At 68.1% G+C, this 24,875-nt stretch carries 23 protein-coding genes; 8 read left to right on the top strand and 15 right to left on the bottom strand.

Translation table 11 applies throughout. The annotated features are described in order from the left end of the window. Positions 1–25 precede the first annotated feature (25 nt). From GGR64_RS18175 to GGR64_RS18190, 4 genes are read right to left on the bottom strand one after another with little or no spacing between them, the layout of a single operon-like run. Positions 26–3,094 (bottom strand): efflux RND transporter permease subunit, encoded by a 3,069-nt coding sequence (locus GGR64_RS18175; protein WP_184647574.1) that lies wholly within the window; start codon positions 3,092–3,094, stop codon positions 26–28. Then, positions 3,091–4,209, bottom strand: a complete 1,119-nt coding sequence (locus GGR64_RS18180; protein ID WP_184647576.1) for an efflux RND transporter periplasmic adaptor subunit — start codon at positions 4,207–4,209, stop codon at positions 3,091–3,093. Before GGR64_RS18180 ends, GGR64_RS18175 begins: the two co-directional genes overlap by 4 nt. A gap of 23 nt (positions 4,210–4,232) precedes the next feature. After that, positions 4,233–5,051 (bottom strand): MipA/OmpV family protein, encoded by an 819-nt coding sequence (locus tag GGR64_RS18185; protein ID WP_184647578.1) that lies wholly within the window; start codon positions 5,049–5,051, stop codon positions 4,233–4,235. Positions 5,052–5,077: 26 nt separating this feature from the next. Beyond that, positions 5,078–6,538: an efflux transporter outer membrane subunit gene (locus GGR64_RS18190; protein ID WP_184647581.1), complete on the bottom strand. Its 1,461-nt coding sequence runs from the start codon at positions 6,536–6,538 to the stop codon at positions 5,078–5,080. 109 nt (positions 6,539–6,647) lie between these two features. On the opposite strand from GGR64_RS18190, the gene GGR64_RS18195 reads away from it, so the two are divergent. The 3 genes from GGR64_RS18195 to GGR64_RS18205 are packed head-to-tail and all read left to right on the top strand — an operon-like array spanning position 6,648 to position 8,856. Further along, the gene (locus tag GGR64_RS18195; protein ID WP_184647583.1) at positions 6,648–7,337 is read left to right on the top strand and encodes a response regulator; all 690 of its coding nucleotides are present in this window, start codon (positions 6,648–6,650) and stop codon (positions 7,335–7,337) included. Continuing rightward, entirely contained in the window at positions 7,334–8,584 is a 1,251-nt protein-coding gene (locus tag GGR64_RS18200; protein ID WP_260303463.1) for an ATP-binding protein, read from the top strand. Before GGR64_RS18195 ends, GGR64_RS18200 begins: the two co-directional genes overlap by 4 nt. Before the next feature lie 56 nt (positions 8,585–8,640). Further along, entirely contained in the window at positions 8,641–8,856 is a 216-nt protein-coding gene (locus GGR64_RS18205) for a hypothetical protein (RefSeq protein ID WP_184647585.1), read from the top strand. A 548-nt stretch (positions 8,857–9,404) separates the two neighbouring features. Here the strand turns inward: GGR64_RS18205 and GGR64_RS18210 are convergent. Beyond that, positions 9,405–10,559 (bottom strand): epoxide hydrolase family protein, encoded by a 1,155-nt coding sequence (locus tag GGR64_RS18210; RefSeq protein ID WP_184647587.1) that lies wholly within the window; start codon positions 10,557–10,559, stop codon positions 9,405–9,407. Between the two features lie 313 nt (positions 10,560–10,872). Here GGR64_RS18210 and GGR64_RS18215 point away from each other — a divergent pair, with 313 nt between their 5' ends. Continuing rightward, the gene (locus GGR64_RS18215) at positions 10,873–11,514 is read left to right on the top strand and encodes a TetR/AcrR family transcriptional regulator (protein WP_184647681.1); all 642 of its coding nucleotides are present in this window, start codon (positions 10,873–10,875) and stop codon (positions 11,512–11,514) included. A 126-nt stretch (positions 11,515–11,640) separates the two neighbouring features. On the opposite strand, the gene GGR64_RS18220 is transcribed toward GGR64_RS18215, so the two are convergent. Then, the gene (locus tag GGR64_RS18220; protein ID WP_184647590.1) at positions 11,641–12,858 is read right to left on the bottom strand and encodes an FAD-dependent monooxygenase; all 1,218 of its coding nucleotides are present in this window, start codon (positions 12,856–12,858) and stop codon (positions 11,641–11,643) included. Between the two features lie 137 nt (positions 12,859–12,995). Between GGR64_RS18220 and GGR64_RS18225 the strand changes: the two genes are divergently transcribed. Next, entirely contained in the window at positions 12,996–13,913 is a 918-nt protein-coding gene (locus GGR64_RS18225) for a LysR family transcriptional regulator (RefSeq protein ID WP_184647592.1), read from the top strand. A gap of 118 nt (positions 13,914–14,031) precedes the next feature. Here the strand turns inward: GGR64_RS18225 and GGR64_RS18230 are convergent, their stop codons facing one another. Genes GGR64_RS18230 through GGR64_RS18255 form a run of 6 tightly spaced genes read right to left on the bottom strand, consistent with a single transcriptional unit; the run spans position 14,032 to position 18,553 of the window. Further along, positions 14,032–14,847 carry a hypothetical protein gene (locus GGR64_RS18230; protein ID WP_260303465.1) on the bottom strand — a complete coding sequence of 272 codons (816 nt, stop codon included), beginning with the start codon at positions 14,845–14,847 and terminating at the stop codon, positions 14,032–14,034. Continuing rightward, on the bottom strand, positions 14,848–15,498 hold the full coding sequence (locus GGR64_RS18235) for a DUF3299 domain-containing protein (RefSeq protein ID WP_260303466.1): 651 nt from the start codon (positions 15,496–15,498) through the stop codon (positions 14,848–14,850). Continuing rightward, the gene (locus GGR64_RS18240) at positions 15,485–16,078 is read right to left on the bottom strand and encodes a DUF3299 domain-containing protein (RefSeq protein ID WP_184647594.1); all 594 of its coding nucleotides are present in this window, start codon (positions 16,076–16,078) and stop codon (positions 15,485–15,487) included. Before GGR64_RS18240 ends, GGR64_RS18235 begins: the two co-directional genes overlap by 14 nt. Positions 16,079–16,080: 2 nt before the next feature. Then, the gene (locus GGR64_RS18245) at positions 16,081–17,334 is read right to left on the bottom strand and encodes an ABC transporter permease (protein ID WP_221236284.1); all 1,254 of its coding nucleotides are present in this window, start codon (positions 17,332–17,334) and stop codon (positions 16,081–16,083) included. A gap of 2 nt (positions 17,335–17,336) precedes the next feature. After that, entirely contained in the window at positions 17,337–18,050 is a 714-nt protein-coding gene (locus GGR64_RS18250; RefSeq protein ID WP_184647598.1) for an ATP-binding cassette domain-containing protein, read from the bottom strand. Then, complete coding sequence (locus GGR64_RS18255; protein WP_184647600.1) at positions 18,047–18,553, bottom strand: DUF2796 domain-containing protein; 507 nt, start codon at positions 18,551–18,553, stop codon at positions 18,047–18,049. The genes GGR64_RS18250 and GGR64_RS18255 overlap by 4 nt, the downstream gene beginning before the upstream one ends. 188 nt (positions 18,554–18,741) lie before the next feature. Here GGR64_RS18255 and GGR64_RS18260 point away from each other — a divergent pair, with 188 nt between their 5' ends. From GGR64_RS18260 to GGR64_RS18270, 3 genes are all read left to right on the top strand, one after another. Continuing rightward, positions 18,742–18,972: a hypothetical protein gene (locus tag GGR64_RS18260; RefSeq protein WP_184647602.1), complete on the top strand. Its 231-nt coding sequence runs from the start codon at positions 18,742–18,744 to the stop codon at positions 18,970–18,972. 373 nt (positions 18,973–19,345) lie between these two features. Further along, positions 19,346–20,626, top strand: coding sequence for a phospholipase D-like domain-containing protein (locus GGR64_RS18265; RefSeq protein ID WP_326520376.1), 1,281 nt, complete (start codon positions 19,346–19,348; stop codon positions 20,624–20,626). Between the two features lie 268 nt (positions 20,627–20,894). Next, entirely contained in the window at positions 20,895–21,176 is a 282-nt protein-coding gene (locus GGR64_RS18270) for a hypothetical protein (protein ID WP_184447922.1), read from the top strand. Positions 21,177–21,278: 102 nt separating this feature from the next. On the opposite strand, the gene GGR64_RS18275 is transcribed toward GGR64_RS18270, so the two are convergent. From GGR64_RS18275 to GGR64_RS18285, 3 genes are all read right to left on the bottom strand, one after another. Next, positions 21,279–21,719 (bottom strand): hypothetical protein, encoded by a 441-nt coding sequence (locus GGR64_RS18275; protein WP_184647605.1) that lies wholly within the window; start codon positions 21,717–21,719, stop codon positions 21,279–21,281. Between the two features lie 143 nt (positions 21,720–21,862). After that, positions 21,863–23,596: an ABC transporter ATP-binding protein gene (locus GGR64_RS18280; RefSeq protein WP_184647606.1), complete on the bottom strand. Its 1,734-nt coding sequence runs from the start codon at positions 23,594–23,596 to the stop codon at positions 21,863–21,865. A gap of 99 nt (positions 23,597–23,695) precedes the next feature. Beyond that, complete coding sequence (locus GGR64_RS18285; RefSeq protein WP_184647608.1) at positions 23,696–24,757, bottom strand: serine kinase; 1,062 nt, start codon at positions 24,755–24,757, stop codon at positions 23,696–23,698. Between the last annotated feature and the right edge of the window lie 118 nt (positions 24,758–24,875).

Consider the following 24,875-nt stretch of genomic DNA (forward strand, 5'->3'; position numbering starts at 1 on the left):
ATTCCGCGGTGCCAGCGCTGCCGCCTCATGCCGCGGCCTTCGCCGGCATGCCGGCACGGCGCGCGAACAGCAAGTCGTACAGCACCGGGATCACGCCCAGGGTCACCAGCGTGCCCAGGGCCAGGCCGCCGATCATGGTGATGGCCATGCCGGTCCACAGCGGGCCGGCGAACAGCATCAGCGGGATCAGGCCGACGATGCAGGTCAGCTTGGTCATCACGATCGGGCGCAGGCGCTTGACCGCCGCGGCGATCACCGCCTCGTGCCGGGGCAGGCCATCGGCCAGTTCGGCTTCGATCCGCTCCAGCAGCAGCACCGCGTTGTTGACGATGATGCCGGCCAGCGCGAGCAGGCCGAAGGTGGCCATGAAACCGAACGGGTAGCCGGTGACCAGCAGGGCGAGGGTGGCGCCGATCAGCACGAACGGAATGCTGGCGACCACGATGAACAGCTTGCGGAACGAATTGAACTGCCACACGAACAGCAGCAGGATCGCGCCCAGCGCATGCGGCATGTATTGCAGCAGCGCCTGGTTGGCTTCGGCGGCGTCCTCCAGTTCGCCGCCCATCTCGATGCGGTAACCCGGCGGCAGGCGCAGTGCCGCGACCTTGTCGGCCAGTGCGTCCACCACCTGGTCGGTGGTCAGGTCCGGGTTGCGGCCGGTGATGGTGATGGCGCGGCTCAGGTTGCGGCGCTGGATCGTCGAGGGTTCCGAACGCAACTGGATGTCGGCGATCGCCGCCAGCGGCAGCGGCGCGGCGCCGGAGGACGGGTAGATCGGCGTGTTGCCGGGATTGCTGCCGCGCGCACCCTGGGCGCTGTCGCCGCGCAACACGATCGGCACGTTAGTGCCATCGTCGTGGATCACCGAGGCGTCCACGCCGCCGTAGCGCAGCTGCAGCGCCTGGGCGATGTCCTCGCTGGCGACGCCGGCGCGGCGTGCCTTGGCCTGGTCCACCTGCACCACGTAGCGCGGAATGCGGCTGTCCCAGTCGTCGCTGACGTCGAGCGTGCCGGGCAGGGCGCGCAAGGCGTCGGCGATGCCTGCGGCGAGGCGGCGCAGTTGCGCCTCGTCCGGGCCGATCACCCGGTAGATCGCCACGCCGGATTCGGTCGAGCCCAGGGAGAATCGCTTGGGCTCGGCGCGCACCGCCGGGTAGGCCCGGCGCAGGTGGGTGCGCACCTTGGCGATCAGCGTGTCGATGTCGCTGCCTGGCCGCACGCTGACGGTGAAGTAGGCGATGTTGGCCGCCGGCAGCGGCGGGTTCAGTCCGAGCACGATGCGCGGGCCGCCGTCGGCGACGTAGCCGATGCTGTCGACGATCTGCGGGTTCTGCCGGCGGTCGGCCAGCCACTGGCTGATCGACTGCACGGTGCGCAGGGTCTCGCGCGCATCGCTGCCCGGTTGCAGGGTCACCGGCATCTGGAACTGCAGGCGGTCGGACTTGGGCAGGAAGCTGTACGGCACCGAGACCAGCACCGTCACCGCCAGCGCAAGGAGCGCCAGCATGCTGCCCAGGAACAGCGCCTTGTGCGCCAGCAGCGCCTCGATCGCGCGCCGGTACAGGCGATACGGTCTGGACGTATAGGTATCGCCGTGGCCGGGCGCGGCATGCGCGCGGGCGAAGTACATGCACAGCAGCGGGGTGATGGTGATGCTGAGCAGCCACGAGCCGAGCAGGGTCACCGCCAGCACGATCGCCAGCGAGCGCATGTATTCGTTGGTGCTGGTCTGGCCGAAGAAGAACGGCGAGAACGCCAGCACGATCACCAGCGAGGAGGTCAGCAGCGGGATCGCCAGGCTGCGGCCGGCGGCCTCGCAGGCGGCGCGACGTTCCTCGCCGGCGGCAAGGCGCCGCTCGATGTCCTCGGCGATGACGATGCCGTTGTCCACCAGCAGGCCCAGCGCCAGGATGATCGCGGCGATGGACACGGTCTGCAGTTCCACGTTCAGCGCCCGCATCGCGATCAGCGCGCCGAGGATGGTCAGCGGCACGATCGCGCCGACGATCAGGCCGGTGCGCCAGCCGAGGAACAGCATCACCACCGCCATCACGATGACGATGGTCTCGCCCATGACGTGGTGCATCTTGCCCATCTCGCGCTCGACCACGTCGGCCTGGAAGGTGACCACGTGCTGCGCGAAGCCCACCGGCAGCGCCTTGGCGGTCTCGCCCAGGGTGCGTCGCAGCGCCTTGCCGACCTCGGCGACGTTGTTGCCCGGGGCCATCGACACCGCCACCACCACCGCCGGCTGGCCCTGGTAGATGGCGCCGGCCTCCGGCGGATCCACCGGCATCAGCTCGATCCGCGCCAGTTGCGACAGCGGAATCTGCCGCGGGCCGTCGGCGCCCTGCGTGGCGATCGGGGTATTGCGCAAGTCGTCCAGGTCGCGCACTTCGCCGGAGGTGGTCACGGTCATCGCCATGCCCGACGCGGCGACCAGGCCGCCACCGGCGACCACGTTCTGCGCGCGCAGTTGCTGCGCGACCGTGGCCGGGGTGAGACCAGCCTCGCCCAGTTTGGTGCGGTCGAAGGCGACATAGACGCGCTCGTCCTGCAGACCGTGGAAGGTGACCCGCTCGACGCCCGGCACGGTGTACAGTTGCGCGCGCATCTGCCGCAGTGGCCCGAGCATCTCGGCGGTGTTGAAGCCGGGTGCGGTGACCGCGATCGAGGCGATGGCGACGCGGCCGAAGTCGTCGTCCACCAGCGGCCCCTGCGTGCCCGAGGGCAGCTCGGCGCCGGCTTCGGCGGCCTTGCTGCGCACACGCTGCCACAGTGCCGGCAGGTCCTTGACGCTGTCCTGCGCGGTGACCTGCACGATGGCGCTGCCGGGATGGATGGTGGTGACGATCTTCTTCAGACCGCTGACCTCGCGCAGCCGTTCCTCCAGCGGGCGCGCGAGCAGGTTTTCCACGCGTTCGCTGGGCATGCCGGGGAAGCCGACCTGCACGATCGCATCGCGCACGGTCACGCTGGGTTCCTCCTGCGACGGAAAGCCGAGGAAGGTGACGATGCCGCCGATCAGGATCAGGGCGGCGCTGAACAGCGCCAGGCGGCTGGACTGCAGGGTGGCGCGGGTCAGGTTCATGGCGAGGTGGTGCCGAGGCGGGTGGTGGGACGGAACGGCACGACGTGCTGGCCGTCGTGGAGGAAGGCGGCGCCGGCGGCGACGATGCGTTCGCCCGCGGCTAGGCCGCGCAGGATCTGCACGCGGCCGCCATCGGCGTGCCCAGCGACGACCTGGCGGCGGCGTACGCTGCCGCTGTCCTGGCGGTACACGAACACCATGGTCTGGCCATCGGCCATGCTCGGGATCAGCGCGCTCAACGGCACGCTCGGCGCCTGATTGGCGGCGCTGTCGGGCAGGGCCAGCAGCAGCGATTCGCCGCTGCGCGGCTGCGCGGCATCGGTGCCTGTGCTGTCGAACAGCGCCTGCACGGTGGCGCCGCCGTCCACGCGTTCGGACACGCTGCGCAGGCTTAGCGGCAATCCCTGCTGCGGCGCGCTGCTGCGGTAGGCGAGGACGCGCTGGCCGGGTTGCAGCGCTGCCGCGCGATCGGCCGGCAGCGTCGCCAGCACCTGCGCGCGATCCGCGCCGTCCAGTTGCAGCACCGGCTGGCCGGCGCTGACCAAGGTGTCGGGCTGCTGCAGCCGCGCCACCACACTGCCGTCGAACGGCGCACGCAGTTCCGACTGGCGCACCGCGCGGCGCGCCAGCGCCAGGTCCGACTGTGCGCTGCGGACCCGCGCCTGCGCCGCGGCGAAGGCGCTCTTGGCGGCGGTCAGGGTCGCGGCGGAGGCGGCGCCGTCGTCGAACATGGCCTGCTGCTGGGCGAGCTGGGTCTGTTGCTGCTGCAGGTCGGCCGCGGCGATGCCGACGCCGGCCTCGGCCTGCTGCAGGCGCAGGCGGTTCGGCTCCGGATCCAGGCGCGCGAGCACCTGTCCGGCGTGCACGCGGTCGCCCACGTCCACGGCGATGGTGGCGATGCGGCCGCCGCCTTCGAAGCCGAGATCGGCACGTTGTTGCTGGCGCACCTGGGCGAGGTAGCGGGTGCTGTCATGCGCGGCGTCGCTGCCGACGGTTTCCAGCTTGACCGCGCGCGGCGCATCGGCGGACGGCGCGGCCTCGCGGTCGCAGCCGGACAGCGTCAGCGCAGCCAGCGGCAGGCACAGCATGAGAAGCAGGGTGGGGCGCAGGGTCATGGTCGGCGGTGTCCCGGAAGCGATCAGAAGGTGTAGGTGACGGTGGCGCCGCCGCCGGCAGCGGCACGGCGACGCACCACCGGGCTGCCATCGGCGGCGCCGACGTAGCGGGTGGCGTTGAGCAGCAGCGAGGCAGTCCAGTGCGGCGACAGGGTGTGATCCCATTCGGCACCGACCGTGTAGGCGTACACGCCGGCATCGGCGCGGTGCGGTTGGAAGCCGCTGGTCACGCTTTGCGCATCGGTGACGCCGAAGTACGCCTGGTTGAAGCGGCGGTCGCCGAAGTGCGCGTCCAGGTCCAGGGTGACGTTGTCGGCCGCGGCCTGCAGCAGGGTGAAGCGCGCCCCGGCGCGATAGCGGTTGCGGCGCGCGCCGTCCTTCAGCGCGAACTCGGCTTCGGCGTCCAGCGCCAGGTACGGGGTGAGCTGCTGCATGACCAGGCTGCGCGCGGTGATCGCGCCGGGCACGTCGCCCATGCCAGCCAGGCTCCTGGAGCCGGGGCGCCAGCTGCTGTTGCGCTGCAGGCGGCCCAGGTCGTAGCCGAACGACTGGCTGGCGGAGAAGCCATGCGCATTCTGGAACTGCACGCCGGCGCCGCGCACCGTGTCGGCGAACAGGATGCCGCGCTGCACAGAGAACACCGGCACCGCCTGCACGCGATCGTCGGCGGAACCGGCATAGCGCGGGGTCAGCATGGCGCCGATGCCCACGCTCAGTTGGGTGCGGTCGCCGAACAGACCAGCAACTGAAGCCGGATCGGAGTCTGCGGCGTGCGCGGCCGGCGGCAGCGCCAGCAAGGCCATGGTCAACGTGGGCGAAAGAGCGGACAGGACATGTTTCATCGGGGCAACCTCGTGCGGGGGGAAGGTCAGGGCGCGTGCGGCAGCGGCACGCCGTAGAACGCGCGGAACAGCGCGATGCGATCGAGCAGCAGATCCTGGCGTGCCTGCAGGTGCGCCAGTTCGGCCTGCGCGGCCTGGATATCGCCTGCCAGGAGCTCGGGGCGGTCCTGCAGGCCCTGCGCCACGCGTTCTTGCAGGCACGCTGCGCGCTGGCGTTCGCGTTCCAGGTTGGTGCGTTCGCCGCGCTCGCGCTGCTGCAGCGCCGGCAACGCATCCAGCGCATCGGCCACCTCGCGAAACGCCGCTTCCACGGTCTTCTCGTAGTCGGCCACCGCGCCGTCCTTGCGCAGCTGCGCGAGATCCAGGTTGGCACGGTTGCGGCCGCCATCGAACAGCGGCAGCAGCAGTTGCGGCATGAAGCTCCAGGTGCGGCTGCCGGGCATGAACAGGCCGTTCAATGCCTCGCTGGCGGTGCCCAGCGAGGTGCTCAGGCGGATCGACGGAAAGAACGCGGCGCGCGCGGCGCCGATGTCGGCATTGCGCGCGCGTAGCTCGGCCTCGGCCTGGCGCACGTCCGGGCGCTGCAGCAGCAGCTTCGAGTCGAGGTCGCGCCAGGCGTGGCCGTCGTCCTGCTCGGCGCGGGGCAGCAGATCCTGCAGGGTGCCGGCGCCATCGGGCGTGGCGTAGCCGGCGAGCAGTTGCAGGGCGCGGCGGGCGGCGGCGTGGTCGCTGACAGCTTGCTGCGCGCGCGCCTGGGCCTGGTCGTCGTCGTGGCGCTGACGGTCCAGCGCATCGCGGGAGATCAGCCCGACCGACTGCTGGCGCGTGGCGATCGCCAGCAGCGCGGCGCTGCGTTCGGCGATGGTCTGCGCCTGCTGCTGGCTCTGCAGGGCGGCGCGTTCCAGCGTGTAGGCGCGCAGGACCTCGGCGATCAGCGCACCGCGCGCCGCCTGGCGGCCGTCTTCGGAAGCCAGGTAGCGCTGCTGCGCGGCCGCCGACAGCGAGGCCAGCTTGCCGAACAGATCCAGTTCGAAGCCGTCCACGCCGACCGCGACAGTGCTCAGCTTCTGCCCGTAGCGCGCCTGCGTGGCCGCGTCGTCGTAGCTGCGGCGCGTGCCCTGGGCATCGAGGCCGAGCTGCGGCAGCTGCTGCGCGCGTTCGATGCGGTACTGCGCGCGCGCCTGCTGCACGGTCAGCACGGCATTGCGGAAGTCCGGGGCGTGGGCCAGCGCCTGCGCCAACAGCGGGGTCAGGTCGTGCTGTGGCGAGAACGCCTGCACGAACTGCTGTTCCTGCTCGGTGAGCCCATTGTCGCTACGGTTCGGGGCGGCAGCCTCGGTCGCAGTGGTCGCGCCCAGCGTGGGCGGCAGGGCCGCTTGCGGGCGCTGGTAGACCGGCGCCAGGGAGCAGCCACCCAGGACAAGCGCGAGCAGGCCGAGCAGGGCGCCGGTGCGGCGCGGGCGGAGCAGCGGGGACGGTAGAATCATGGCGGCGGTCGGGTGATCGAACTCGACTGCCAGCATGGGCGGGCATGTTCAAGCCGCCTTCTAGGAATCTTCAAGATTCCATCAAGACGCGAAATACAGGCACCAGGCAATGCACGCGAAGAAGATCCTGCTGGTCGAAGACGATGCCGACAGCGCAAGCATCCTCGAGGCCTACCTGCGCCGCGACGGCTTCGAGGTCACCATTGCCGAGGACGGGCAGAAGGCGGTGGCCGTGCATGCGCAGTGGAAGCCGGACCTGGTGCTGCTGGACGTGATGCTGCCGCGGCTCAGCGGCACCGAGGTGCTGTCCACGATCCGCCGCAGCAGCGACACGCCGGTGATCATGGTGACCGCGATGGGCGACGAGCCGGAGAAGCTCGGCGCGCTGCGCTACGGCGCCGACGACTACGTGGTCAAGCCGTACAGCCCCAAGGAAGTGGTGGCGCGGGTGTATGCGGTGCTGCGCCGCGCCGGGCCGGCGCGCGCCAGCGAGGAGCCGCTGCGCCACGAGCGGCTCACCGTGGACACGGCGGCGGTGCGCGCCACCGTGCGCAATGCCGATGGCCACGAGGTGGCGCTGGAACTGACCCCGACCGAGTTCAACATCCTGGCGACGCTGATGAAGACGCCGTTCAAGGCCTTCACCCGCAGCGAACTGCTGGAGATCTGCCTGCCCGACAGCGATGCGCTGGAGCGGGTGGTGGATGCCCACGTGCACAACCTGCGCAGGAAGCTGGAACACGAACAGGTCACCGGCCTGCTGGTGACGGTGCGCGCGATCGGCTACCGCTTCCGATGAACTGGGCCTGGTTCCGCCGCAAGCGTCACGTGCCGCTGTGGCAGTGGGTAGGCCTGCGCATGAGCGCGCTGGCGGTGCTGACCATCATCGCGATCGCACTGGGCATGCTGCTGCGTTTCGCGATCTGGGATGCCTCCACGCTGAGCCGCCTGCCGCCGCAGGCGCGGCAGGAGATGCTGCAACTGCGCGAGGATCCGCACAGCAACGCGCGGCGCCTGTGGGAGTTGTTCGAGACCTACTACGACGTGGCCGATTTCCTGCCCGGGCTGGCCAGTCGCGACTGGCTGCTGCTGGCGGGCATGATCCTGGCGTCGATCCCGGTGATCGTGGTCTGCGGCCTGCTCGCCTCGCGGCCGTTGTCGCGGCAGTTCTCCAACGTCGCCGAGGCGGCGCGGCGGATCAGCGACGGCGATTTCGCCGCGCGTGCGCGGGTGGTACCCGGTGCACCGGACGAACTGGCCGGGCTGGCCATCGACTTCAACGGCATGAGCGCGCAGCTGCAGCAGTACGAACGCGAGGTGCGCGAATCCAGCGCGATGTTGGCGCACGAACTGCGCACGCCGCTCAACGCAGCGATGGGCCGGGTGCAGGGCATGCTCGACCAGGTGTTCCCGAGCAGCGAAGAGCAGCTGCGCATGGTCCAGCGCCAACTGGAGCAGATCAATCGCCTGGTCGGCGACCTGCACCTGCTGTCGATGGCCCGCGCCAACCAGCTGATGCTGGAACCGCAGCGGTTCGCGCTCGGCGCGCTGGTCCGCGAACGCCTGACCTGGGCCGCGCAGCCGCTGCAGGAGGCCGGCATGCAGGTGCAGGTACGCATTCCCGAACAGCTGCACATCAGCGCCGACCGCGACCGCCTGGGCCAGGTGCTGTCGGTGCTGATCGACAATGCGCTGCGCTACGCCGCGGCCGGTGGCGAACTGGCGCTGGAGGCGCAGGCCGATGCCGACGGTGTGATGATCCGCGTCGCCGACCGCGGTCCCGGTGTCGACGAGGAAGCGCTGGCGCGGATGGGCGACCGTTTCTGGCGTGCCGACGACTCGCGCGCACGCCATTCCGGCGGCAGCGGCCTCGGCCTGTCGATCGCCGCGGCCATCTGCCATGCGCACGGTGGCGCGCTGGAATTCGCCAACCGCGAAGGCGGCGGGTTGTGCGCGCGGGTGCGTTTGCCGCCTGGTTTTCCAGGTGACGCCGGCCCGGGTGGAGGCAACGCGCCTGCGCCAAATCCGCGCAAACGGCAGGTTTGAGATCGGCGCTGCGGTAAAGTCACTGCACGAAGAATGCGTTCAGGACTAGCTTCCACATGAGTACCGCATTGGACACCAACCGCCAGCGCCAAGCCGTCCCAACAGGCAAGACTGCCGAAGAATGGCGAGCCATCGAGCACGCCGCCATCCAGGAGCTGCGCCGCCGGGCCGATGAGGCACATGCGACTGTGGTGGAGTTGCTGGATCGTCACGGCAGGGACTTCAACGCCAGGCAGATGGCACAGATACAGCGGCGGCTGGGGAAGCGCTGAGGGGCTGACGCGAGGGGCACTGCTGCAGTTCGATTTTACATAAGATACATTATGCGAAATTACATGTTCGCCTGACACGGGCGCGCCTGTATTGGACCCGGCTAGAAACGCGTCAGCAGCTTCTCCGGTTCGTGTCCTTTGCTTAGACCGTACCCTACCTACCTGTTCGCTCTCAATTGATGAGCCTCTTTGATCTCCTAGCACGCCCGATCTACCTTCGCATGTGCCCGATCTTCGCTGGCGCGCCCACGTTGGGTAAAAGTGTCGCGCTCAGGCGGCGTCGCTTCCTGCATGTGCTGAAGCTCAATAAGCAGCGCTTTGTGGGCGCCTTCTGCTTCGGGATGCGTAAGCGCTGCTCGTCACGCTGCGCGCAACGAGAAGCCTGAGAAGCGGCGCTCGGAGCAGTTTACGCTCGCAGCACAACCGCAACCGCGCTTAGCGGCAGGATTCCGGTAACGTCTCCAACAATCCGGTCACCATCGGCGTCTATGGTGACGCGATCGCCATAGCGATCTCCAACGCTCTGGATCCATCCAATCCGCCAACCATCATCGAAGCGACCGAAAGGTCTCTCGCACGTGATCAGCAAAAGCGGACGGATTTTCCATTGCAGCGAAATGCCCGCCCCGCTCCGCTTCTCCAAAGAAACGTAAATCCTCAAAGCGTCGCTTTGCCCATTGCCGGGAAATACGCACCTGTTCTCCTGGAAGCATGCTGATGCCCGTTGGAGTCCGCATCGCGTGCGAAGGCATCGCTGTCCCTATTTCATGCGCGGCTTCCCAATAAAACCGCGCGGAGCTTGGGCCTGCATTGGGGAGCCAGTACAACATGATGTCGTCGATGAGATGGTCCAATGTGACCACTTTTTCGGGTTCGCCGTTGCTTTGGGAGACGTCCTGAAAGAGCGCATAGATCCAGGCAGCCAAGCCGGTCGGAGAATCAGCCAAGCCGAAACTCACAGATTGCGGCCGCGTGCTTTGAAGCCGCATGTAGCCGGAAAATTCCGTGTAGTAGCGCTTGGCGTCATCGAGCATCCTCTGCTCAGCAGGCGTGGCGTTGGCGATCTCCTCTGCTCTCGGGTCGAACATCACCATGTTCAGATGGATGCCGACCAAGCCTGGCGGCTGCATAAATCCAAGTGCTGTCGTGATCGCACTGCCCCAGTCGCCACCCTGGGCACCCCACCGCTTGCCGTAGCCCAGCCGCTGCATCAACTGGACCCATGCCATCGCCGTTCGCCCTACTCCCCATCCGCTGGTGACGGGTTTCCCGGAGAAACCAAAGCCAGGCAACGACGGAATCACCAAATGAAAGGCGTCCGACGCTTTACCGCCATTGGCTACCGGGTCACTCAGTGCGCCGATGACCTCACGAAACTCAAGAATGGATCCCGGCCATCCATGCGTCAACAGCAATGGAAGCGCATCCGGTTCCGGGGAGCGCACATGAAGGAAATGGATATCCAATCCGTCAATGGCAGTGCGACTGCTGTTCCAGCCATTCAGAAGCTTCTCCGTTACGCGCCAGTCGTAGCCAGTCTGCCAGCGGTCGACCAGACGTCGAATGCGCTCGACTTGTGGGCCCTGGCTCTGGTCGCTCACCGTTTCCGCGCTGGGCCAGCGGGTTTGCCCGAGACGTTGCTGGAGGTCATCGAGTTCTGACTGTGAGACGTGGATCTGAAACGGTGCAATGGCGTCCGTCATTTTAGGCTCCCGATGCATACGTTCTGGTTAGGGTCCGACGATCGGTCTGCCAAGTTCGCACGCAGTAGCGATCGTTATCCAGCTAGGTCAAGGCGCCGGCGACGACAACCCGCGAATTCAGACCGACGTTCGACACATCGTTCTCGCTTGACTCTTTATTGCGCCGAAACCCGCAGATGGCCAGTGCAATAGAAGAGACAAGCGCCCTGTCACATCGGCTGCGATGCAATGTGCAGCCCAGAGCTCGTGCAGAGAACAACTGAACGATATCGTTCAGTTGTTGAAAACGCAAGCGCCGTGTAACTTTTCGCCGATGAAAGCTGCGAAGCAGAAATCCAAAGGCGGGAGGCCGCCGCTAGATAAGGCGGGCGATGTCGAGCGGCGCCTACTCGACGCGGCATTGCAACTTTTTCTGGAACGCGGCTTCGAGCACACCTCGTGTGAAGACATTGCGCGATTGGCGGGCGCAGGAAAGGCAAGTCTTTATGCCCGCTATGCCAACAAAGACGCCATCTTCGAGGCGGTGATTCGCCGTGATGTCGAGACGCAGCCCGCGCCCGCCCCTGCCAGCGTCCCGATGGATCTGGAGGGGCGGCTAAGGCTCGCAGGTCAAGGAATACTCGCGCACGCCTTGCAACCCGAGACAGTGGCCATGATGCGTTTGGTCGTCGGCACGTCCATCCGAGCGCCGGCGCTTGCCGCTGAGGTCAACCGGATCGGTTGGGAGGGCGGGCTGCAGCGCGTCCGCGTGGCGATTCTCGATGGCCCGGATCAACCTGCCGACCCGTCCACGTTGGCACGCAACTTCGTCGACCTGGTCTTCGCCCCGCATCAACTTCGAGCGCTGCTGGGAGAAGACCCCGGAAACTTGGTCGACACTGCATCAGACCGCGTCGAGTGGGCACTTGGGCTTCTCAGAGCTGCGGGTCAGCTAAAGACTGAGCGCCCTCGTTGACATGCCTTCCGGCTTAGCCCGCACTTTTTTCTCCCACGAAGAGTGGACGAACGAGAGGCGATAAACTGCTGATCTTTGGCTCGGGCGGCCAGAAATACCATGCTACGCCCGGATCAAAATCGTCTGTCATAGACGATACAGACTGCCAGCACCGTTGGCCGGCGCCCGGTCAAGGCAGTCGGCCATCGGCAACCCCTGCGACCATGTTGCCGCCATGGCCTGGGCATCGCGCAATGGATCGGACGCCTTGGCGCGCTCATTGCGAAGACGGCAGGTTTCGGGGTCTTGGGCGAAAAGTCCGCGCGCGAACAGTCTGCCCTGCTCTGCCAGCTTTGTGGTCTTTGGTCCGCGGACTGCGGCGAAGCGCAGCAGTGCTTCATCAAGGCCACCGTCGGCGCCAGCGAGGCACGGCGCCAGATGCCAGGCGTCTTCCAAGGCCTGACAGGCGCCCTGGCCCGAGGTCGGCAGTGGCGCGTGCGCCGCATCGCCGACGAGCAGCACATTTGCTCGGCTCCACGTGTGCAACGGCTCGACGTCGTGCACTGCAATCAGCTGGATGGTGTGCGCCGGTGTGGCCTCGATGAGGCAGGCGACAGGCTCGGGCCATCCTGCAAACAGATCCATCACCTCCTTGCGCAAATCCGCTGCCGGCGTCGCCTCGGGCAATGGCCGCGCCTGCGCGGCGGCCCAGTACACCAGATCTGTCCGGATCGGGACGCAACCAAAACGATCGCCAGACCCCCAGTAGTCCTGAATTGCGAGGTCGCTCACCAACGCGCCACTTCCCTGTGCAACGCCGATCCAGTTCACAAAGCCTTGGTAAATGGGCGTGTTGTCCCCTGCGACGAACCTGCGCGCCACCGAATTCATGCGCCCATCCGCGCCGATAAGCAGGTCCGGGCGGATACGCTTCCCGTTCTCGAACCGCGCCACAGCCTTGTCGCCGGCATCCAGATCAATGGCTACCGCGCGATGCCCGAACTCCACTTGGATACCAGCGCGTGCCACATGGTCGAGCAGTACCGCCTGCAAGTCCCGACGCAGGATCGTATGGGTCGGGTAGCCCATGAGTCGGTCCAGCAGCGTGATGTCCAGGCCTCCCAGCGAGTTACCCGCTGCGTCCTTGCGCTGCACTGACAATGGCCGGCCGCCCGCTGCCGCGACATCCTCCAACAACCCCAACTCTTGCAGCACAAAGCCAGCGTTGGGCCAAAGCGTCACGCCAGCGCTCATGGTCGCCAGCCCGTTCCGACGTTCATAGACGCGGACGGTGTGCCCCTGCTTGTGCAAAGCAAGCGCCACGCTCAGGCCTGCGATGCCGCCACCCAGTATTCCGATCTCCATTCCGATGCATCCCGATTCAATTTGTCCAGGCGTGCCGTTGAAGGGCAGCCGTTGGACGGGAGTGCATCTTGGTCCCCACCAATTGCACAAACTAGCATGCAAAAATGGCGGGCTTTCATACCTCAGGTGGGATAACGGTGCGCAGCAAGCTCGACCTGAATGCAGTCCGCGTCTACCTGGCCGTCGTCGACGAGCAGAGCTTTTCCGGCGCGGGTCGCCTGCTGGCCCTGCCGTCGTCGAACGTCAGCCGTCACGTCGCGGCGCTGGAGCGCAGGCTGGGCGTGCGCTTGCTGGAACGGAGCACGCGCCATCTGCGCATGACGGAAGCCGGCAGGCTGGTTTACGAGCGCGCCAAACCGGTCCTCGACGCCTTGCTGTCCACGGAGGAGGAGCTTGGCGCGGTACAGGGCGATTTGAAGGGGCCTCTCAGGATGTGCATGCCCAACGAAGCGCCCAGGCTGCTCGCGCCTATCCTCGCCGAGTTCTGCAGTCTTCATCCTGGCATTGCGTTGGAATGCGATACGCGCCTGACCGGCCTGGAGGTGCTGCGGGAAGACATGGACCTCTCCATCGTCTTCCACCGCGGGCGCCAGGATGACAGTGCGTTCATCACCCGCGAACTGGCCACACTACCCAGCATCGTGGTCGCGTCCCCCGCGCTGTTGGCCCGAACCGGAACGCCGCGCTACGTGCGCGAACTCAAGTCCTTGCCTTGCATCACCACCGTGAGCGCACTGAAGGGCCAGCCCTGGCAGTTTCTCGATCCTGCGGGCGAGATCGTGAAGGTGCCTGTGCGCAGCCGCTACCGCGTCAACAGCGGAGAACTTGCAGTGGCGGGCGCGCGCCAGGGCCTTGGCTTCGCGATCGTTGCGGCCTACCCGTGCCAGGAGGATCTTGCCGCGGGCCGGTTGCAGGAAGTGCCGCTGGATCTAAGCCCTGCACCGCTGCAATTGCTTGGTGCCTACAGCCACCGTCATTCGGTCACTGCGCGGGTTCGGGCGTTGCTGGAGTTCATCCAGGTGCGGTTGCAGGGGTTCGGGGGCACGTCAACGTAAGGCCCGACGCGATAACGTGGCGTGGGAGCCACCCTAATCAGCTGCTTCGCGAACTTCTGTCTTGGCCAACTCCGGCCTTTCGGAGCCGTTAGCTTCCGCCGTGCGAAAGCACGCGCGCTCAGCGACAGGATTCCGGCAACTTCTCCAGCAAGCCAGCCACCACCGGCGTCAGTCGGTGGGCGACTTCAGGTGGAATCGCCTCACCAGCCCCCTGCCCGCCTTCGCTACGGGCCTGCTCGCAGGCCTTGACGATCCGCGGGCGCATGCCGGACCACAGCGCCCTGCACTGCCAACCTTCCCGACCCAACGGCAGCACCGCGTAGGCGATCGACTGGCATTCCTGCGCCGCGCGGTCGCCCAGCGGCTGACCGGCGTATTCGTGCGGCACGGTGTCCAGCGTCGGTTGGTAGTAGCTGTCGGGGAACGCTGCTGCGTAGCGTTCTGGGTCCAGTTGCAGCGGGATGCCGGTCGCCGTCAGGTCGAACGTGCGGCCGCACGGTGCCGCGGCGGCGATGCGCTGGATCGCCTGGTAGATCGGATGGTCCAGGTCGGGTTCGCGCGCCGTTACCTCGGACGTTGCGGCCAGCACCGGCAGGCGCGCGCGATTGGCCATCTTCGCCAGTTCGCCGGCATGGGCCGGTGCGCAGCGTTCGCGCACGCTGGCTGCAATCAGGAACGTGGCGTCGCGCGCGAATGCGGGATTGCTGTGCAGCAGTGCGGTGATGCGCTTGTCGGCCGCATCGTCAGGCAACGGTGCGACAGGAAATGCGGGAGCAATCGGCGGGCGGGCCGTCGCGGTGGCAGCACTTTGCGCCGGTATTGCGTGTCGTTGCGCGCGTAACGTCAGCAGCACGCCGCCGACAATGGCGAGCGCGAAGGCAGCGAGCGCGATGCCCCAGAAGACCGGTGACTTCAGGCGCACAGATCCGCGCATTCAGCCCTGCACCGGAGTGATCGTGGCGTCCTCTGCCTCGTAGGTGGCATTGGCGATATCCGCCTTGAAGTCGGCCAGATGCAGACGCCCCTGCAGGTGGAACGGGTCCCACAACTCGGGCACGTCGATCGGGGTGCGTAGCACCACGTGCAGGATCTGGTTCGGTGGCGGCGGTGGTACGTGGATGCAGGCGCCATAGAACGGAACGAACAGCAGTTCGCTGACCTTGCCCTCGTCGTCGCTTTCCAGCGGCACCACGTAGCCGTCCAGGGCGAAGCGTTTGCCTTCCAGCCCCTTCACCACTTGCGACGATCCGAACTGCGCGGCGCGTTGGGTGCCGGAATGGTCGATCGGCATGCCGTTGACCACCGACGGGCCATCGTCGACCGGCGCCGCCTGATCCATCACCGCGGCGTCGCCGCGCCAGGCCGTGCCGATCCGCGGCGGCGGGCGCTGGTAGATGTCGTTGGCCGGTGCCAGTTGTTCCCAGCGTTCCACTGTGTCCGGGACGCTGTCGGCGGCTGCGGTCGCGTGCGTCGCTACCGGTGATGGTGTCGGCGCGGCGTCCGGCTGCTTCCCGCCGTCACCGTGGCAGGCCGCCAGCAGGCACAGCACCGCGACCAGCGCGAAATGGCGATCAGCCTTTTTCATAAGGATGCAGGTGCGCCTGCTCCATCGTGTAGGCGGTGCCGGCGAGTTCGCCGTGGAGGGTTTCGGCGCGCAGTTGGCCGGTCAGGTAGAACGGGCTGTACATGTCGGGCGGGTCGATCGGGGTGTCCAGGCGCACATGCACGATCTGGTTCGGCGGCGGTGGCGGCACATGGATACAGGCGCCGTAGTACGGCACGAACAGGAACTCGCGCACGCGGCCGGCGTCGTCGCTGTCCAGCGGCACCACATAGCCCGGCAGGCGCACTTTGCGCGCCAGCACGGCGGCAACGGTGTTGTAGGTGCCGGTCTGCGGCATCGCACGCTGGCCGGTGTGGTTGACCGGCGCCTCATCGCTGTTTTCCAGCGCCTTCAGCTCGGCCGGCGGCAGCATCGCGCTCCAGTCCAGCTCGCGATAGCCGTCGGCGTCAGGTTCGCCGAGTGGCGGGTCGATCGCCGCGTCGTTGGTCGGCGCTGGCTGGGCCGCCGCTGTTTCCTGCGGCTTCACCGGGGCCGCGGGTTGCTGCCGGCCGCAACCGCACAACACGGCGAGCGCCAGCAAGGGAAGGATCCAGCGGGTCATGCTCACAGCTCCGGCGACAGGCCATCGGCCAGGGTGCGGCGATAGGCCAGCAGGGCCGGCACAATGCCGGCGAGCACGCCGGCCAGCAGCACGCAGCCGAGCCAGCCCCACTCCGCTGCGCTAGGCGCGATGCGGTTGAGCGCCAGTCCGAAATGATCGAGCACCCAGCCGCGCGCCAGCCAGCTGGCCGCGGTCACCACCAACAGTGCCAGCGCGCACGACACCACGGTGACCAGGCCGGCCTCGAACAGCAGCAACCAGGCGATGTCGCGCGGCCGTGCGCCGACCGCGCGCAGGATCGCCATCTCGCGCCGGCGCTCCTGCAGCGTGGCCACCAGCAACGCGACCATCGACACCAGGCCGAGCAGCACCACCAGCGAGGCGATCATGCGCAAGGCGCCTTCGGCGGTGCCCAGCGTGCCCCACAGCTGCTGCAGGGTGACGCCCGGCATGATCGCCAGCATCGCTTCTTCCGGGTACTCGTTGATCCGCCGCTGCACCGAGAAGGTGGCGATGCGGGTCTTCAGGCCGAGCATGAAGGCGGTGATGGTGTCCGGGGTCAGGTTCATTGCCCGCGCCTGCGCCGCGCTGACGTGCTGGCCCGGCAAGCGCACACCGGAATGCCAGTCGATATGGATCGCCTCGATCGCCTGCAGCGACACCAGCACGCTGGAGTCCACCGGCGTGCCGGTGCGGCGCAGGATGCCGACGATCCGGAACGGCTTGTCGGCATGGGTGGCCAGGCTGATGCGTCCGGTGCCATGGGTCAGCACGATTTCGTCGCCCAGGTGGCGGCCGAGCGCGGCGGCGGCGTCGGCGCCGATCACCGCATCGTAGAGGTCGTCGAATGCCCTGCCCTGCGCGAACGCCAGGGGATGCTTGGCGCCGTAGTGATAGTGCTCGAAGAATCCGGTGCTGGTGCCGACCACGCGGTAGCCGCGGTAGGAATCGCCCAGCGACAGCGGTACCGCCCACTTGACCTCGGGCATCGCGCTCAGGTCCTGGTAGCTCTTCCAGGAGACGTTGTTGGTGGCGTCGCCGATATGGAACACCGAGTACAGCAACAGGTTCACCGGGCCCGAGCGCGCGCCGACGATCAGGTCGGTGCCCGACACCGTGCTGGCGAAACCCTCGTGCGCCTGCATGCGGATCCGCTCCACGCCCAGCAGCAGCGTCACGCTCAGGGTGATCACCAGCACGGTCAACGCCACGCCCAGTCGCCGGCTGCGCAGGCTGGCCAGGGCCAGCTTCAACAGGGTCATCGCGCACCTCCGGCGCTGGCGCGGTTGAGCGTGGCCAGGTCGGCCTGAGCGTCGAACAGCGGTGCGATCGACGGATCATGGCTGACCACGATCGAACTGGTGCCGCCTTGCCGGCACTCGGCGAACAGCAGTTGCAGGAAGGCCTGCGCCGCCAACGGGTCGAGCGCGGAGGTGGGCTCGTCGGCGAGCAGCAACGGCGGCCGCGCGATCAACGCGCGCGCAGCGGCCACGCGTTGCTGCTGGCCGACGCTGAGGCGGGCGGCCGGGCGCGACCACAGCGCCGCCACGTCCAGGCCCAGCGCGACCATCAGCCGCTCGATCTCCGTGTCCAGCGCCTGCGTGCCTGGTGCCAGCCGGCCGCGGCGCGCGGAAAACTGCAGGCCCAGGGCGATGTTGTCGCGGGTGCTCAGGAACGGCAGCAGGTTGAACTGCTGGAACACCACGCCGCAATGGTCGGCGCGAAAACGGTCGCGTGCGGCCTTGCGCAACGCCGCCAGGTCCTGCCCGGCCACGCGCACGCAGCCGGCGGTGGGCTGTAGCACGCCGGCGATCAACGCCAGCAAGGTGCTCTTGCCCGATCCGCTGGCGCCGCGCAGCAACAGTTGTTGCCCACGCGGCAGCGCGAACGATGCGATGTCCAGCACCGGGGCAGTGCCACCGGGATAGCCGAAGCGCACCTCGGTCAGTTCGACGACGGGCTGCTGGTTCATTCCGGCAACTTCACCCGGGTCTGCCCGGGCACGACCTCGGTGCGGCCCTGCCCGGCCGCGGTGGCGACGTCCACCACCACCGTGTGTAGACCCGGGAAACGCTGAGGCAACAGCACCTGTAAATGATCCAGCCGCGTCGGCCGGGCGCAGTTGAATGCGTAGTGGGCGTGGAATTCTGCATGGCTGTGGCCGGGCTCGTCCGGATCGGCCATCGCCACGTCGTAGCCCTCGGTGGTGACCTGCGCACTGCGCAGCGAGCAGGCCGCCGCGACCGGGAACTGCAACCAGCTTGCACCGCGCAAGGTGGCGACGGCGGCCTGCAGGCGCTGGCGCTCGCCGGCATCGCGCGTCGGGTGTTCGAAATCGAGGATGCCGATGCCCGGCGCGCTGAGCTGCACGTCCACGGCGGTGCCATCCACGGCGACTTCCAGGTTGGCCTGGCCGTGCACATGCGGGCCGTGGTGGCGGACCGCAGCGGCGGGCGAACTGGCGAAGAGGAGCAACAGGATCAGGGGAATGCCAGGTCGCATAAGGTGCGCATCGGTTTAGTTACACTATAACATTAGTGAACAATCGATCGCGGGCGCAAGCCTGCCGTTGCCGTCAGTCAGCCGCGGTTCGCATCCGGCCACCATCGACGTGCGTCGCACGGGGGCTGTGCCGCGGTGGGTGCCGAACTTCAGGGATCTTCATGTCTTTTTCCATCATTCCCGATAGCTACACCGCGTGGCGCCACTGCATCGAGGTCGACTGCGGCCTGCGATTGGAGCCTGCCTATATCGCGCAACGTATCGCTGCGCTCAACGATCCCACCGACCATCACACCCAGCAGTTCGTGCGCTGCTGGGGCGAGCCGCATCGCCAGCAGGTGCTGCAGTGGTTTGCGCAGGCGCAGGCTGCATTCGCCGATGGTCGCGTTTGAACCCTCCCGCATGGCGCGACGCGGTCGCGGGTGCCGTTGGACCGCGATGCGTTTCTTCTGCAACCGCTGCTCGGCCGGGCGTGTCGGTCGCGGCGCAGCCCTGCATGGCAAGGTCCTGATCCAATGCGGGCAGTGAGTCGTCAAGCGATGGAGGTCGGCCCCGACCGGCGCGCGCATCGGCGGCGCGCTCTACCCTGACGCGCTGACGCGCCTGGACAGGACCGCGCCAAGCTATCCGGAACCCATCGGCACCGGGGCATCTCACTGACACGTGCGTTGCAGCAACGGGCTGCCAAGCTACGACGGCTGCCGGTAGCATGCACGCGCATCGCCGCCCGGCGTCCACTTCCCAGCTCCCGCAAGGACACCCAACGTGCCTCTCGCTTCCATCGCCAGCGCGCATCGCGCACGCCGTTTCCTGTCCGCCGCCATGGTCTGCCTGCTGCTGTCGGCAGCCACCGGTGCCGAGTCCCGGCCGCAGCCCTCGCAGTTCCAGATCGTCGAGAGCGTGCCCGAGGCCAGCGTCTACGGCGAACCCGGGGTGCCGCGCACCCAGCAGACCTGGCTGGCGATGATCAACGGGGCGAAGCAGCGCATCGACATCGCCGCGTTCTACATCTCCGAGAAGCCCGGCACCGGCCTGACGCCGGTACTGGACGCGCTGGCCGCCCGCGCCCGTGCCGGGGTGGCGGTGCACCTGCTGGTCGACCACACCTTCCTGGCCAAGAATCCGGACAGCGTCGCCTGGCTGGGCAAGGTGCCGGGCATCACCGTGCGGGTGCTGCCGGTCGATACGCTGACCGGCGGCGTGCTGCACGCCAAGTACATGATCGTCGACGACGCCAGCGTATTCGTCGGCAGCCAGAACTGGGACTGGCGGGCGCTGGAGCAGATCCACGAGATCGGGGCGCGCATCGATGATGCACGCTTCGCTAGGACCTTCGCCGCCAGCTTCGACTACAGCTGGCGCCTGGCCGACGAGGGCGATCTGGCCAAGGCGCAGGCGCGCGGCGTGCTGCCGCCGGACTTCGTTCCGGTCACTGCCAGCGATCCGGTGCTGCTGGACGCCGGCAGCGATGCACCGCTGACCGCCTTCCCCGCGTTCAGCCCGCCGGCGTTGCAGCCGGCATGGGTCACTGCCGAGGAGCCGGCGCTGGTCGAGATGATCCGCGCCAGCCAGCATGCGCTGCGCATCCAGGTGATGACGCTCTCGGCGATCCGCAGCTTCGGCCCCAAGGGCTGGTGGGCGCCGGTCGACAGCGCCATCCGCGATGCCGCCGCGCGCGGCGTGCACGTGCACATCATCGTCGCCGATTGGGCGCTGCGCGACCCGATGCAGGGGTATCTGAAGAGCCTGGCCGCGCTGCCGAACATCACGGTGAAGTTCAGTCGTCTGCCGCCGGCGCCGCAGGGCTTCATTCCGTACGCGCGGGTCGAGCACGCCAAGTACGCGGTGGCCGACGACCGCAGCAGCGTCATCGGCACCGGTAACTGGGAGTGGAGCTACTTCAACACCGCAGTGGATGCTTCGGTGTTCGTCAAAGGGAAGGGCCCGGCCGAAACGCTGACGCGGATCTTCGACCGCGACTGGAACGGTCCCTACGTGACGACGTTGCAGCCTGGGCAGAGCTACGAGGCGCCGCGTACCGAGTAGCCTCCGCTGTCGCGCTGGCGGCATGCCCTTTCAGGGTTGGGCACCCCCGGGCCACGCGTATCGGCTACAGGGCGCAACCGAGACCGAAATGCATGATCGCTGCGAGGGTGGTGCTGCAACGTCGTGCCGCCGCTATCCCCACGAAGCCTTAACCACCGCTGCCTATGCTAGCCCCGCGCTGGAAGACGGCCGCTGTGCCAGGCATTGCCGCATGCGTGGCGACAAACGCCTCCGGCTGCGTAAGGATACCCAACAACAAGGAGACGCCATGAAGAAGCTGTACGCACTCGTGTTCGCAGGAAGCTTGCTGGGCCTCGCCTCGCCGGCCTTCGCCGAGGTCGCCAACCTCACCAACAGCGCGGACGGTGCCAACCGCGAAGCCGGCATCGCCGCGGTCAAGAAGAAGTTGCAGGAGGCCTGCACGTCGCGCAAGGGCACGCCGGATCCCAACTCGTTCGAGGTGGTGTTCGAAAAGACCAGCCAGAATCCGGACGTCCCCAAGCCGTACTACGTGGATGGAAAGATGAAGTGCGACATCCCGCAGGGGTGAGTTGGACGTCAGGTGGACTTACACCACCTGAGTTTGAATGCGAACGAGGCCTCGCTTGCGGGGTCCTCGTTTTTTGTGAGTGTGCCGAGCACGCACGCTCCGTCAGCTGCCAATGAAAATCGACGGCAGTTCCACCGATGGTCTGCAACGCAAGTAATTGCGATCACGGTCCAGGGCCTGCTCCCAGCCGTTGCCCACTTTGCGGATCACGCGCCCCTCCGAGCAGGAAACACCGGCGGCACGGGCTTCGGCAGTGCCCAGTGCGGGAATGTCGAGCTGGATCCGGGATGGCCTCGGTCGGCCGAAGGTATGGGCCAGGTTGTCCTGTATGGAGAAGTCCACGTGTTCGCAATAGGCATGCGTCCAGGGCCGCGGATCGTTTGCCAGCAGCTTGCGGCAATCCAGGCGTGGAATCGGGGCGACGTTGCGCTGCGGGTTCACACGCTCGAGGCCCCGCCCGATCGCGGAACGCGTTTGCGCGGATGCGGTCACCGAGACGGCGATAAGGAGCAGCCCTGCAGCTACCCGTTGAATGACGTCCATGCTCTCCCCCTGTGCGCAGAGCTTAGCGACGCCCAGCCCCTGGCGCTTAGACAAAACCGCGCGTAGCACGCTTGGACCGACGCATCGGGCTGGCGGCTGGAAACGACAGCGTCCTGGGTTCGCCAGCGCACCGCCGCGGTCGCTCAGGACGCGCGGTCCGCCAACAGCAGCGGAGCCACAGTCCCGCGTTGCACCATCAAACACTGGTCGGCGATCGCCGTCAGGCCGAGCCGATGCGACACCACCACAAGAGCGGTCTGCGGCAAGCGGCGCCGCAGCGTCCCCAGGACCTGTTGTTCGGCGATGGCGTCGAGAGCGCTGGTGGCTTCGTCGAGCAAGGCCACGCGCGGTTGCCGCAGCAGCACCTGGGCCAGTAGCAGCCGCTGCAGTTCACCGCCGGACAGGCGCGCGCCGGCGCCGTGCGCGGCGGTGTCCAGGCCGGCGCCGCCCTGCAGACGTGCGGCCAGGCCGACGTCGCGCAGGGCCTCCCACATCGCCGCCTCGCCCGCGCTCGGCGCCGCCCAGGCCAGGCAGTGCCGCACGGTGTGCTGCCAGGGCCGCACGCCCTGGGCGACGTAGGCCAAGGGCTGTAGCACGGCACGATAGCCGGCGAAGTCGAGCGCGCGGCCGTCGCAGTGGGCGACGAACTGCGGAGGCGCGACCATGCCGGCCAGCGCATCCATCAGGCTGCTCTTGCCGACCCCGGACGGGCCACTGATCAGGGTCAGCGTGCCCGGCGCCAGGACCAGATCGGTCAAGGCGACGGCGGCCAGCGGCGGGGCGAGACCGATGCGTTCGATCTGGATGGCCGCTGGCGCCGCCGCCTCGGTCGCTGCACTGGACTGCGCTGCCACCGTGGTTGGCGGTGCCGGCGCTGGCGCCGGTGCTGGCGTACCAAGCGCCACATAGCGCTGCCATAGCTCCAGCGCCGGCGCCGCCGAGCGCAGCTGCTGCACGCTCTGCCGGGTTGAGACCAGGTACGGCAGCAGCCGTCCCAGCAGCAGGCCGACGGTGATCAGCGCACCGCGATCGATGCCGTGCCACATCCCGGCCAGCAGCATGATCGCGGCGACGGCCGCCACCGCCGCCAGTTCCAGCCATAGGCGGCCGGACGCGACCAGCGCCTGCTGCCGCGCGTAGCCATGGGCGAGCCGACCGGCGATCGCCTCGTAGGCTTCCTGCTCGCGCGCCACGCGCGCGAACGAACGCACGTGGCGCAGGCGCCGCGGAAAATCCTCGCTGAGCCAAAACAGCCGGGTCATGTCGGCGACGTACTGGCGGCTGACCCGGGCCTGTTCGTGGCCGGCGATGCGGAAGGCAAGCAGGCCCAGCGCCAGCAGTGGCGGCAGTGCCAGCACCAGCATGGGCGAGACCAGGAATGCCGCGGCCAGGCTCACCGCCGCGGTGATCGCCGCCACCAGCAGCTGCAGTAGCGCGCTGAAGCCCTGCACCACGATCTCGACGTTGTAGGTGAGCAGGTTGGCGATTTCCGCCGAGCTGGCATCGGCCAGGGCCGGCAGCGGCGCCTGCAGCAGCCGCGCATGCACCTGCCGGCGCAGGTCCAGCGCGTGACGGCTGGCCAGGTCCGCGGCCAGTCGCGTCGCCCACCAGCGCAGCAGGGCGAAGCCGCTGCTGGCGGCGACGAACAGCAGGGTCTGCGCGAGGAAGCCGCTCGGCAATGGCAAGGCGTGCCCGGCCAGGGTCAGTACATGGCTGGGTTGCACCAGCGGCACCAACGCGACCGCGGCGAGCGCGCCGGCCAGCGCGCCGAGCAGCGACAGCAGCACGTACCAGGCGATGCGAAGGCACTCGCCGCGACCGAGTACGGCAATGAAGGCACGCAGCAGGTGCGAGGCTGGATCCGGTCGCGTGCTCATCGTCGGGTGTCTGCGCCGTGGACCATGAACACCTTGCCTAGCCGACACTCCGGGACGCCGGCGATGCGCATCGCCGGCACCATCACCATGTGCGAGGACTCAGCCCAGCAGCGTCTGCAGCGCATCGACCGAGGCCTCCGGATGGGTGCCGCGCTGCAGTTCGTAGACGCCCAGCCGCTGCAGCTGACGGGCGAACAACGGCCATTGCGGCTGGCCCGCGGCATAGGGCTGGTCCGCGGCCAGGCGCGCCGCCACGTCCGCGTCGGGCAGCGGCTGCAGCAGGCGCTGCGGATCGGCCGCCACGGTGGCCGAGACGAACACGGCCGCGGCCAGCCGCAATGGCGCCTGTGCCAGGCGCCAGTCGCCCTGGCGGATGTCGACCTCGTGCTTGAGCGCACCGCTGCGGCGGCGGATCATCGGTGCCGCTGCGATCCAGGCGCAGGTCTGCGGGTCGAGCAGGCGCAGCAGTTCCGGCCGCAGGTGCAGGAAGTTGCCGATGCCGGTGGCGAGCAGGTACTGCGGCGCGACGAACAGGGCGTCCTCGGCGAGGAACTCCAGCCCGCGCAACAGGCTGTGCAGGGCCAGAGTCGACTTGCCGGCGCCGCTGCCGCCGAGCAGCAGCACGCCGCGGCCATCGCGGCCGACGCAGGCGCCGTGCAGCGGCACCAGGCGCATGCCGCGCGCGGCGAGGACGAACACGGCGAACTCGATCAGTTCGTAACGCACGTGGTAGGCGTGCGCGAGCATGTCCTCGGACACCACCACCAGCGCCCTGCCCTGCTCGGGCACCAGCACCACGTAGTTGTGCGCATCGATCACCCCACTCAACACGCCGGCACCGGAATGGGTCTGCACCGGCGGCGGTTCCAACGCCAGCGCGTAGGGCGCCTCGCCGCGGTTCACCAGGGTCAGCTCGATACGGAACGCAGCGCTCTCCGGCAGGCGATGCGCCGGCACCGCGCCGAAAGCGGCCTCCACCAAGGCCAGCAGGGTCGGACTGTTGCTTTCGAAGTGGAAGCGGCCGCCGAGCAGTTGCTTGCTGAGCGTGTGCGGTCGCGGCAACCGGGTGTGGAACGGATCGCAGGCGCCGCTCGCGGCGACGACAGGCGCGGCGTGGTCGCTTGTCTCCACGTCCAGAACACGCACGGTCGATCGCTGCATCGGAGAAGAGTCGCTTGAGTGGATGCAGCGTGGGTGCGCTGGTCGCGGCCAAAGGTTGCGCCGGCGCCACCCACGCAGCGCGCAACCAAACGACGCAGCCCCGGCACCTACCGCCACG

Source organism: Xanthomonas sp. 3307, from assembly GCF_014199735.1.
Taxonomy (GTDB): domain Bacteria; phylum Pseudomonadota; class Gammaproteobacteria; order Xanthomonadales; family Xanthomonadaceae; genus Xanthomonas_A; species Xanthomonas_A rydalmerensis.

Excerpts from the sequence above, each read along its gene's own strand:
- GGR64_RS18210 (WP_184647587.1), bottom strand. The coding sequence starts at position 10,559 with ATGACGGACGCCATTGCACCGTTTCAGATCCACGTCTCACAGTCAGAA.
- GGR64_RS18235 (WP_260303466.1), bottom strand. The coding sequence starts at position 15,498 with ATGAAAAAGGCTGATCGCCATTTCGCGCTGGTCGCGGTGCTGTGCCTG.
- GGR64_RS18175 (WP_184647574.1), bottom strand. The coding sequence starts at position 3,094 with ATGAACCTGACCCGCGCCACCCTGCAGTCCAGCCGCCTGGCGCTGTTC.
- GGR64_RS18215 (WP_184647681.1), top strand. The coding sequence starts at position 10,873 with ATGAAAGCTGCGAAGCAGAAATCCAAAGGCGGGAGGCCGCCGCTAGAT.
- GGR64_RS18195 (WP_184647583.1), top strand. The coding sequence starts at position 6,648 with ATGCACGCGAAGAAGATCCTGCTGGTCGAAGACGATGCCGACAGCGCA.
- GGR64_RS18230 (WP_260303465.1), bottom strand. The coding sequence starts at position 14,847 with ATGCGCGGATCTGTGCGCCTGAAGTCACCGGTCTTCTGGGGCATCGCG.
- GGR64_RS18185 (WP_184647578.1), bottom strand. The coding sequence starts at position 5,051 with ATGAAACATGTCCTGTCCGCTCTTTCGCCCACGTTGACCATGGCCTTG.
- GGR64_RS18180 (WP_184647576.1), bottom strand. The coding sequence starts at position 4,209 with ATGACCCTGCGCCCCACCCTGCTTCTCATGCTGTGCCTGCCGCTGGCT.
- GGR64_RS18260 (WP_184647602.1), top strand. The coding sequence starts at position 18,742 with ATGTCTTTTTCCATCATTCCCGATAGCTACACCGCGTGGCGCCACTGC.
- GGR64_RS18205 (WP_184647585.1), top strand. The coding sequence starts at position 8,641 with ATGAGTACCGCATTGGACACCAACCGCCAGCGCCAAGCCGTCCCAACA.
- GGR64_RS18250 (WP_184647598.1), bottom strand. The coding sequence starts at position 18,050 with ATGAACCAGCAGCCCGTCGTCGAACTGACCGAGGTGCGCTTCGGCTAT.
- GGR64_RS18220 (WP_184647590.1), bottom strand. The coding sequence starts at position 12,858 with ATGGAGATCGGAATACTGGGTGGCGGCATCGCAGGCCTGAGCGTGGCG.
- GGR64_RS18285 (WP_184647608.1), bottom strand. The coding sequence starts at position 24,757 with ATGCAGCGATCGACCGTGCGTGTTCTGGACGTGGAGACAAGCGACCAC.
- GGR64_RS18240 (WP_184647594.1), bottom strand. The coding sequence starts at position 16,078 with ATGACCCGCTGGATCCTTCCCTTGCTGGCGCTCGCCGTGTTGTGCGGT.
- GGR64_RS18190 (WP_184647581.1), bottom strand. The coding sequence starts at position 6,538 with ATGATTCTACCGTCCCCGCTGCTCCGCCCGCGCCGCACCGGCGCCCTG.
- GGR64_RS18275 (WP_184647605.1), bottom strand. The coding sequence starts at position 21,719 with ATGGACGTCATTCAACGGGTAGCTGCAGGGCTGCTCCTTATCGCCGTC.
- GGR64_RS18200 (WP_260303463.1), top strand. The coding sequence starts at position 7,334 with ATGAACTGGGCCTGGTTCCGCCGCAAGCGTCACGTGCCGCTGTGGCAG.
- GGR64_RS18270 (WP_184447922.1), top strand. The coding sequence starts at position 20,895 with ATGAAGAAGCTGTACGCACTCGTGTTCGCAGGAAGCTTGCTGGGCCTC.
- GGR64_RS18280 (WP_184647606.1), bottom strand. The coding sequence starts at position 23,596 with ATGAGCACGCGACCGGATCCAGCCTCGCACCTGCTGCGTGCCTTCATT.